We start from the raw sequence: 9,042 nt of genomic DNA, 5'->3' as shown, positions 1-9,042 counted from the left end.
GCCCAGGACCGGCCGGTCCTGGGCCCCACGCGTTCTCGCGTTCAGCCGGCCAGCGCCAGTGTCCTGCGGGCCGAGGCCACCACCGCCGCGTCGACGAACCGCCCGTCCGGCAGTGCCAGCGCGCCCCCGTCCGCCTCGGCGGCCGCCACGATCTCCGCCGCCGCCTCGATCTCCCGCGGCGTCGGGCGGAAGGCCCGCTCGATCACCGGGAGCTGGCGGGGATGGATCGCCGCCCGCCCGAGGAAACCCAGCGCCCGGCCGTGTGCGCAGGACTCCCACAGCCCGTCCAGGTCCCGGACGTCCGGGAACACCGACTGGGCGGGCGGGGCCAGCCCGGCCGCGCGGGCGGCCACCACCACCCGGCTGCGCGACCAGTCGAGCCCTGCGTCGTCCCGTACCCCCAGGTCCGCGCGGAGGTCGGCCTCGCCGAGCGCGACGGACCGGACCTGGGGGTGGGCGGCGGCGACGGAGTAGGCGTGCTCGATGCCGAGCGCCGACTCCAGCAGCGGACAGAGCGCGACCCCGGGCGCCACGGCCGCGATGTGGTGGACGGACGCCGCGTGCGTGATCTTGGGCAGCCGGAGTCCGGCGAGCCCCGGCAGCCCGGCCAGCGCGAGGACGTCCGTCTCGGTGTGGACACGGACGTGGATCGGCGCGGCGCCCCGCCCGGCCGGGTCGGAGAGCAGCTCGACGGTGGCCGCACGGGCGTACTCCTTGCGGTCCGGCGCGACCGCGTCCTCCAGGTCCACGATCACCACGTCCGCCCCCGATTCGCGGGCCTTGCACACCACCTCCGGCCGGTCCCCGGGCACGTACAGCCAGGTGAGCGGGACCGTCGCGGTCACAGGACGCCCGCCGAGCGGAGCGCGGCGATCTCCGGGGCCGCCAGCCCCAGCCCGGTGAGGATCTCGTCGGTGTCCGCGCCGTGCGGCCTGCCCGCCCAGCGGATCGAGCCCGGGGTCGCCGAGAGCCGGAAGAGCACGTTCTGCATCCGCAGCGGGCCCAGCTCCGGGTCGTCGATCTCGGTCACCGAGTCCAGCGCCCGGTACTGCGGGTCCTCCATCACGTCCTGGATGCCGTGGATCGGGGCGATGGCGGCCTCCGCCTTCTCGAAGGCCGAGACCGCCTCCTCGCGGGTGTGCCGGGCGATCCAGTGCCCGACCGCCTCGTCGAGCTCGTCGGCGTGCTCGGCGCGCGTGGTGCCGGAGGCGAACCAGGGCTCGTCGATCAGCTCCGCCCGGCCGACCAGGCGCATCACCCGTTCGGCGACCGACTGCGCGGAGGCGGAGACCGCGACCCAGTGCCCGTCCGAGGTGCGGTACGTATTGCGCGGGGCGTTGTTCTGGGAGCGGTTGCCGGTGCGCGGCTGTACGTAACCGAGCTGGTCGTACCAGAGGGGCTGCGGGCCCAGCACGGTCAGGATCGGCTCGATGATCGCCATGTCGACGATCTGCCCCCGACCGGTCCGCTCGCGCCCCGCGAGCGCGGCCATCACGGCGTACGCGGTGGCCAGCGCGGCGATCGAGTCGGCGAGCCCGAAGGGCGGCAGTGTGGGCGGCCCGTCCGGCTCCCCGGTGAGCGCGGCGAAGCCGCTCATCGCCTCGGCCAGGGTGCCGAAGCCGGGGCGGTGCGCGTACGGGCCGAACTGGCCGAAGCCGGTGACCCTGACCAGGACCAGCCGGGGGTTGACCGCGTGCAGCTCCTCCCAGCCCAGGCCCCAGCGCTCCAGCGTCCCGGGACGGAAGTTCTCGATGATCACATCGGTCCGGGCGGCCAGTGCGAGCAGGACCTCCCGGCCTTCGGGGGCGGAGAGGTCGAGGGTCATGGTGCGCTTGTTGCGACCCAGCAGCTTCCACCACAGGCCGACGCCGTTCTTCGTCGGCCCATGCCCGCGCGAGGGGTCGGGGCGGCGCGGATGCTCGACCTTGACGACCTCGGCGCCGAAGTCGCCGAGCAGGGTGGCGGAGAGGGGACCGGCGAAGAGCGTGGCGAGGTCGACGACCCGCAGCCCGGTCAGCGGTGCCTGCGCGGGCGTGGTCATGCGGCCTCGATCTCGGTGCGGTACGGCATGGAGGCCGAGGCGCCGGGCCGCTGCACGCAGAGCGCGGCGGCCGACGCCGCCCAGGCCAGCGCCTTCGGTACGGGCCGTCGCTCGGCGAGCGCCACGGCGAGGGTGCCGACGAAGGTGTCGCCCGCCCCGGTGGTGTCGACGGCGGTCACCTCGGGGGCGGGGAAGCGGACGGGGTCGGTGCCCCGGGCCGCGTACAGGCAGCCCCGCGCGCCCAGGGTGATGACGACGGCGGGGACCCGGCCGAGCAGGTGCTGCGCCGCCGCCCGGGGGTCCGTGAAGCCGGACAGCTCGGCCGCCTCGTGCTCGTTGGGTACCAACAGGTCCACGCAGTCGAGGAGTTCGGGTGGGAGCGGCTGTACCGGGGAGGGGGTGAGGATGGTCCGTACGCCCTGGGCGTGGGCGGTGCGGGCGCCCTCGATCACGGCGGACAGCGGAAGCTCAAGCTGGAGGAGGAGCAGCTCGGCGCCGGCGATGGCGGCCATCTCGCCGGGGCCGAGCGCGGTGACGGTGCCGTTGGCCCCCGGGATCACCACGATCGCGTTGGCGCCCGTGCCGTCGACCACGATGTGCGCGGTGCCGCTGGGGCCCTCGACGGTGTGCAGGAGGCCGGTGTCGACGCCCGAGCGCTCCAGACCGGCCCGCAGCAGGTCGCCGTACGGGTCGTCGCCGACCGCGCCGATCATCAGGACGTCGCCGCCCGCGCGGGCCGCGGCCACGGCCTGGTTGGCGCCCTTGCCGCCGGGCACGGTACGGAACTCCCGGCCGGTGACGGTCTCGCCGAGCCGCGGGGCCCGTTCGGTGTAGGCGACCAGGTCCATATTGGTGCTGCCGAGCACCGCGATGCCGGTCATGGGCACAGTGTCTCCTCGAGGGTGAGCCGGTGGGTCTGCCGGGCGAGCTCGTCGAAGCCGACGCCGTCGAAGCCGGGCACGGAGGTGGCGAGCCGGTTCTTCAGCGGGGCGGTCCAGCGGTCCGGCAGCAGCGCGGGCGTCCCGGCCAGCAGCCCGGCCAGCGAACCGGCGGTCGCCCCGTTCGAATCGGTGTCCCAACCGCCCTCCACGGCACGGCAGATGGAGTGCGAGAAGTCTCCGTCGGCGTGGGTGAGGGCGGCGGCGAGCAGCGCGGCGTTGGGCACCACATGTACCCAGTGGTACCCGCCGTACTTGGTGTGCAGCCGGTCGGCCACCGTGTCGAAGGAGGCGTGGGCGCGGGCCGTCGCGATCCCGGTGCGGACCGCGCGCGCGAAACGTGAGCGCGGGGGCACGACCCGCAGTCCGGCGGCCAGGCAGCCGTGTACGTCGCTCGCGCCCCCGGCCGCCTCGGCGAGCGCGGCGGCGGTGAACATCGCCCCGTACACCCCGTTGGCGGTGTGGCTGAGCACGGCGTCCCGGTGGGCCTGCTCGGCGGCGGACGCGGGGTCGCCGGGGTGGGTCCAGCCGTGCACGTCGGCCCGGATCTGCGCGCCGATCCACTCCCGGAACGGATTGCGGTACCGGGCGGTGTGCGGGGGCTCGATGCCGTCCAGCAGATTGCGGTACGCGATCCGCTCGGCGGTGAAGGTCCGACCGGCGGGCAGCTCGTCGAGCCAGAGCCGGGCGAGGTCGCCGGTGGTGAAGGACGGGCCGTGCCGCCGGAGCAGCAACAGGGTCAGCAGCGGGTGGTCGAGATCGTCGTCCTCCGGCATGCCGTCGATGTTCTCGGCCAGCGAGCAGGGCGCGGAGCGGCGGTTGAAGGGGTGGGCGGCGGCCAGCGGGGCGGGCAGTCCGCGGGCGGTGAACCAGGTGGTCAGCGGCCAGTTGCCGGTGGCGCGGGCCAGCGCGCGGATGCCGTCCAGCGGCAGCTTCTCGACGGGCTTGCCGAGCAGACAGCCCGCCGCCCGGCCCAGCCAGGCGGCGTGCAGCCGCTCCTCGGCGACCGGCCGCGCGTCGCGGCGGGGCGCGGGCCAGTCGGGGCAGGCGGCCCGGATCGCGGCCAGGTCCGTCGGCTCGTCCTGGCCCGAGGGGGACTCCAGCAGGGCGAGTTCGTCGAGCAGCCGCTCGGCCAGCGCGCGCAGCTCCGGGGCCGGGGCGGGGGAGGCGCCCGCGCGCTCGGGGGCGGGGGCGCCGCCCGCCTCGTACCACCGGCGTGCGACGGCCCGGGCGTCCCGGCCGTCCTCGGCGGCCTGGCGCAGTTCGTGCCCGACCAGGTCCTCCGGCTGCACCCAGGTCACCCGTACGGTCATCGGGCGGCCGCCAGCGCGGCGAAGGCGGCCTCGTGGTGGCGGCGGCGGGCGGTGTCGCGGGCGAACACCTCGCGGGCGACCCGGGCCAGGGTCCGCGCGGGGGCGTGCAGGTCGAGACGGCTGGCCTCGGCGACGGTCCCGGCCCAGTCGGCGGGGACCGCCCGTTCGCCGCCGAGCGCACCCGCGAGGGCTCCGCCCATCGTGGCGATCGAGTCGCAGTCCCGGCCGTAGTTGACCGAGCCGAGCACCGTGTGCCGGTAGTCGCCGTCGGCGACGAGCAGCATGCCGAGCGCGATCGGCAGTTCCTCGATCGCGTGCAGCCGGGAGGGCCTGCGGGCGCCGAGGGACGGGGCGCGGTAGTCGGGGCCGACCGAGTCGAAGGGGGCGACAGCGGTGCGCAGCGGGACCAGCGCCGACTCGAAGTCGTGGTGCCCCGAAGCGGCTTCGCACACCGCTTCGATCGCCGACCGGGTGCCGTCCTTGGCGAGCGACAGACAGGTGTCGACGATGCCGGTGGGGGTCGCGCCCGGGGCGCAGGCGGCGGCGACCGCCGCCGCGAAGACCCCGGCCGCCTCCCGGCCGTAGCTCGACTGGTGGGCCCCGGCGACGTCCAGCGCCTCGGCGTACGCGGCCTGCGGATGGGCGGCGTTGACCAGTCCGACCGGTGCCATGTACATCGCCGCACCGCAGTTGACGATGTTTCCGTTGCCCGCCTCGCGCGGGTCGGCGTGGCCGTAGTGCAGCCGGGCGACGATCCACTTCTCGGCGAGGAAGATCCGCTGGAGCGGCAGCGCCTCGGCCTCCAGCTCCGGGATCCAGCGGGGGCGGGAGATCAGCTCGGGCACCAGATGACGGGCGACCGCGTAGGCGTCGAGATGGTCGCGCACGGTGCCGTAGACCCGTACCAGCGCATGGGTCATCAGGGTGTCGTCGGTGACGTGCCCGTCGCCCTTGTGGTACGGGGCGATGGGGCGGGCGGTACGCCAGTTCTCACCGTCCCAGGGGCCCACGATGCCCTCGATCCGCCCGCCGTGGCGGGCCACGATCTGCTCGGGGGACCGGCCCTCCACCGGGCCGCCGAGCGCGTCGCCGACGGCCGCGCCGAGGAGCGCGCCGGTGATCCGTTCATCGAGTGCGGGTGTCGTGGGTCCGGCCTCGGGCCGCAGGGGCATCGTGGATGTCATGTCCGAATTGTCCACCCGTGGGGTCCGGTTCCCGGTCTGCGAGCAGCCCGGCGAGTTCGATGAGATCGGTCCCGGCGAGCCGGGGCAGCGCGCAGCCCGCGAGGGTGCGGCAGGCCTCGCGCCAGCCGTCCGGTACGGCCCCGATCCCGCCGAGCGCACCGGTCAGCGCGCCGGCCAGGGCGGGCGCGGAGTCGGCCACCCGGGACAGGCAGGCCGCCGCGGGCACGGCCTGCGCGATGTGGCCACGGGCCGCGGTGGCCAGGGCGAGGGCGACCGGGACGGTCTCGGCGGCGGCGATCCCGTAGCTGTAGACATGGTCGACGATCTGGTGCTCCAGCACGGGGACGAGGGCGAAGGCGCCCGCCGCCTCGCCGACGAAGTCGCGGGCGATCCGGACGGCGTGGGCGGCGTTGCGCGCGATCTCGGTGCCCTCGGGGAGCTGGGCGAGCGCGGCGTTGACCGCGGTGTCCACGTCGGCGCCGCCGAGCGCCGCGGCGACGGCCGCCGCCGTCGCGCGGGCGCCGTGCACCCCGTCGCCGTCCTGGGTGTAGCGCGCGTCGAACTCGGCGAGGCCGGCGGCGGCTTCGGGGTCGCCCGGGTGGGCGACGGCGAGGACGGCGGCCCGTACGCAGGCCGCGTCGTCGAAGTAGTGCGGGTTGTCGTGGCCGGTGGCGGGCGGGCGCAGTCCGGCGGCGAGGTTGCCGAGCCCGGCCCGTACCGAGATCCGGGCGCGCAGCGGGAGCACCGCGGACTCGACCTCGGGCGCGCGGGCGGCGGCCGCCGCGACCTCGGCCGCCAGCGCGTTCCAGGCGGTGTCGATGGCGGCCCGCAGCCGGTGGCCGGGGGCGAGGCCGTGCAGCGGTCCGGCCGTCGAGGCGAGTACGGTCCCGGCGGCGAAGGCCGCCCATTCGGCGTCGTCGGAGGGGCCCAGGCGCAGGGGTTCGGGCGGCTGGTTGAGGGCGATCGGGACGGGCAGCGTGGTGGTGGCGTTCTGCTCGGCGAAGGTGTCGAGTTCCCGGGTGAGCCGCCGGGTCCACTCGGGCATCCGGGCCGCCCGGTGCCGGGCGGCGGGCCAGCCCGCGGCGTCCCCGGCGGCGAGCCCGAGCAGCAGCCCCTCGATCCGGGAGCGGAGCCCGGAGACGGGCCGGGGATGCGGCCGGGGTGCGGGAGAGGCGGAAGTGGCGGGCGTGGCAGGAGCGGAAGGCGCGTCAAGAACGGCCCGTGCGCCGGTCTGCGCGTTGCTTCGTTCGCCGGACTGCGCGCCGGTCCGTACGCCGGACTGCGTGTCGGCCTGTGCGCCGGTCTGCGTGTCGGCCTGTGCGCCGGTCTGCACGCCGGTCCGGGGTCCGGTTCGTGCTCCGGTCCGTACGCCGGTCCGGGCGTCCGTACGTTCTCCGGAACTCGCGCCGGTCCCGCCGTGGCCCGTGCCGCCGTCGTCCGCCGCGCCGGGAGCGTCGGCGGCTTCCGGTGCGGTGCACCAGGACGGGGCCCCGTCGTCGGCCTCGTCCGGGGTGAGCAACTCCGCGATGTCCAGGACGTGATGGCCCCGCATGGTCGGCAGGCAGCTGCCCCGGACCGGGCCGATCGCCGCCCCCCAGGACGGCGGGATCGCCGATACCCCGTGCAGCGCACCGGCCAGGGCCCCCGCCACCGCGGCCGTGGTGTCCGCGTCCCGGCCCATGTTGACCGCAGTCAGCACCGCCGCCGGGAAGTCGCCGCGCGCCGCCGCGAAGGCGCCGAAGGCCAGGCCCACCGCCTCCGGCGCCAGGTCCGTCCACGGGTATCCGCCGATCACCACCGCGGAACGCACCGCGCGCTCCATCGTGAGCCGGTCGGGGTACGAGCGCTGCGCCGCCGCCACCGCGCGCCGCAGCGAACGCGCCGTCCAGGAGTCCATCGGTACGACCGACAACGCGGCGGCGATCACCGAGGCGACCCCGGCGCCCGCCATCGCCGCGGCGACCCCCGCCGCCACCGCCCGGCCGCCGTAGATGCCCTCCCCGTCATGGCTGACCCGCCCGTCCACCGCGACCAGCCGGGCCGCCTCGTCCGGGCGGCCCGCCGCGAACACGCCGAACGGTGCCGCCCGCATCGCCAGCCCGTCGCTCCAGGCGTGCCGGTGCTGGGCGGAGATCGGGGCGGCCAGCCCCCGGCGCAGGTTCTCCAGCGTGCCCCGCTCGCTGAACCCGGCGCCCCGGAACTGCCCTTCGTCCAGGTCGGCGATCCACCGGTGCCAGGCCCGTTCCACATGGGTGACGGTCAGCGCGGAGCCGTGCCGGGCGAGCAGCAGGCCGGAGAAGATCGTGTACTCCGTGTCGTCCGTACCGACGGGGTCGTCGCTCACGAAGCCCTCGATCCGGCCCCAGCGGCGACGGATCTCGGAGGGGCGCATGTTCTCCGCCGGCGCCCCCAGCGCGTCCCCGACCGCGAGGCCGAGGAGACTGCCGCGCGCCCGGTCGCCGAGGTCCGTCCGGGGTGTGCGGCCCGCCCGGGGTTCCCTCGGACCCTCTGTGATCAACTCCATCGCGTCGACCCTTCGCTCGCACCGAGCCAGTTCTCCGGCTTCCTCGCATCTGTGCCACGCGGAGCCCCGACAGAGGCCGGTGGCCGCGAGAAAAGAGCCAGTCGGATGATCTGTCAGGGAAAGGCAAGGCAGGCCGTACTTACCTGGTCAGAGGGGTGGTAAGTACGGCCTGCCTTGCTGGCGGGAGCCGTTTTTCGTGCGTACTTTCGAGGGTGTTGAGCAGGGGTGGGGCGAGTGGATCCCGCTTCCGGAGAAGGGGAGATCCGTGGCCATCATCGAGACCGACGCCGTACTGCACGAGGCGCACCGCGACAACCACACCCACCGTGACGTCAACGGCGGCTGGCTGCGGCCGGCCGTGTTCGGGGCCATGGACGGCCTGGTCTCCAACCTCGCGCTGATGACCGGTGTCGCGGGCGGCGCCGTCTCCCAGCAGACCATCGTGATCACCGGTCTGGCGGGTCTGGCCGCCGGGGCGTTCTCCATGGCGGCCGGCGAGTACACCTCCGTGGCCTCCCAGCGCGAGCTGGTCGAGGCCGAACTCGACGTCGAGCGCCGGGAGTTGCGCAAGCACCCCGTGGACGAGGAGCGGGAGCTCGCCGAGCTGTACGTGTCCCGCGGCGTCGAGCCCGAGCTGGCCCGCGAGGTGGCGCGGCAGCTTTCGCGCGACCCGGAGCAGGCCCTGGAGATACACGCCCGCGAGGAGCTCGGCATCGACCCGGGCGACCTGCCCTCGCCGCTGGTGGCGGCCGTGTCGTCGTTCGGCGCGTTCGCGCTGGGGGCGCTGCTGCCCGTGCTGCCGTACCTGCTCGGCGCGAGCGTGCTGTGGCCCGCCGTGCTGCTCGCGCTGGCCGGGCTGTTCACCTGCGGTGCGGTGGTGGCCAGGGTGACCGCCCGCGGCTGGCTGTACAGCGGGCTGCGCCAGCTGCTGCTGGGCGGTGCCGCGGCGGCCGTCACCTACGGGCTGGGCACGCTGTTCGGTGTGGCCGTCGGGGGCTGACCGGCTCCGACGGCGGGACGGGCGGGCGCATCCGGGTGGATG

7 protein-coding genes and 1 pseudogene are annotated in these 9,042 nt (G+C 75.6%); 1 reads left to right on the top strand and 7 read right to left on the bottom strand.

Translation table 11 applies throughout. The features are described from left to right. Positions 1-41 precede the first annotated feature (41 nt). From ACFCV8_RS33970 to ACFCV8_RS33940, 7 genes and pseudogenes are all read right to left on the bottom strand, one after another. The gene (locus ACFCV8_RS33970; RefSeq protein WP_376689363.1) at positions 42-845 is read right to left on the bottom strand and encodes an HpcH/HpaI aldolase/citrate lyase family protein; all 804 of its coding nucleotides are present in this window, start codon (positions 843-845) and stop codon (positions 42-44) included. After that, positions 842-2,041: a CaiB/BaiF CoA transferase family protein gene (locus ACFCV8_RS33965; RefSeq protein ID WP_376689361.1), complete on the bottom strand. Its 1,200-nt coding sequence runs from the start codon at positions 2,039-2,041 to the stop codon at positions 842-844. Before ACFCV8_RS33965 ends, ACFCV8_RS33970 begins: the two co-directional genes overlap by 4 nt. Then, positions 2,038-2,922, bottom strand: a complete 885-nt coding sequence (rbsK, locus tag ACFCV8_RS33960) for a ribokinase (protein ID WP_376689360.1) — start codon at positions 2,920-2,922, stop codon at positions 2,038-2,040. Before rbsK ends, ACFCV8_RS33965 begins: the two co-directional genes overlap by 4 nt. Next, entirely contained in the window at positions 2,919-4,292 is a 1,374-nt protein-coding gene (locus tag ACFCV8_RS33955; protein WP_376689359.1) for an ADP-ribosylglycohydrolase family protein, read from the bottom strand. The genes rbsK and ACFCV8_RS33955 overlap by 4 nt, the downstream gene beginning before the upstream one ends. Next, positions 4,289-5,476, bottom strand: coding sequence for an ADP-ribosylglycohydrolase family protein (locus ACFCV8_RS33950; RefSeq protein WP_376689358.1), 1,188 nt, complete (start codon positions 5,474-5,476; stop codon positions 4,289-4,291). The genes ACFCV8_RS33955 and ACFCV8_RS33950 overlap by 4 nt, the downstream gene beginning before the upstream one ends. After that, positions 5,418-6,596, bottom strand: coding sequence for an ADP-ribosylglycohydrolase family protein (locus ACFCV8_RS33945; RefSeq protein WP_376689364.1), 1,179 nt, complete (start codon positions 6,594-6,596; stop codon positions 5,418-5,420). The genes ACFCV8_RS33950 and ACFCV8_RS33945 overlap by 59 nt, the downstream gene beginning before the upstream one ends. Positions 6,597-6,965: 369 nt before the next feature. Then, positions 6,966-8,000: pseudogene (locus ACFCV8_RS33940) on the bottom strand (ADP-ribosylglycohydrolase family protein); the annotation flags it as partial. Between the two features lie 265 nt (positions 8,001-8,265). On the opposite strand from ACFCV8_RS33940, the gene ACFCV8_RS33935 reads away from it, so the two are divergent. Next, positions 8,266-9,000 (top strand): VIT1/CCC1 transporter family protein, encoded by a 735-nt coding sequence (locus ACFCV8_RS33935; RefSeq protein ID WP_376689357.1) that lies wholly within the window; start codon positions 8,266-8,268, stop codon positions 8,998-9,000. Positions 9,001-9,042: the final 42 nt, after the last annotated feature.

Origin of the sequence: Streptomyces sp. NPDC056347, from assembly GCF_042262625.1 — a bacterium.
Lineage (GTDB): Bacteria > Actinomycetota > Actinomycetes > Streptomycetales > Streptomycetaceae > Streptomyces.
This window is presented reverse-complemented; position numbering and strand designations above follow the sequence as displayed.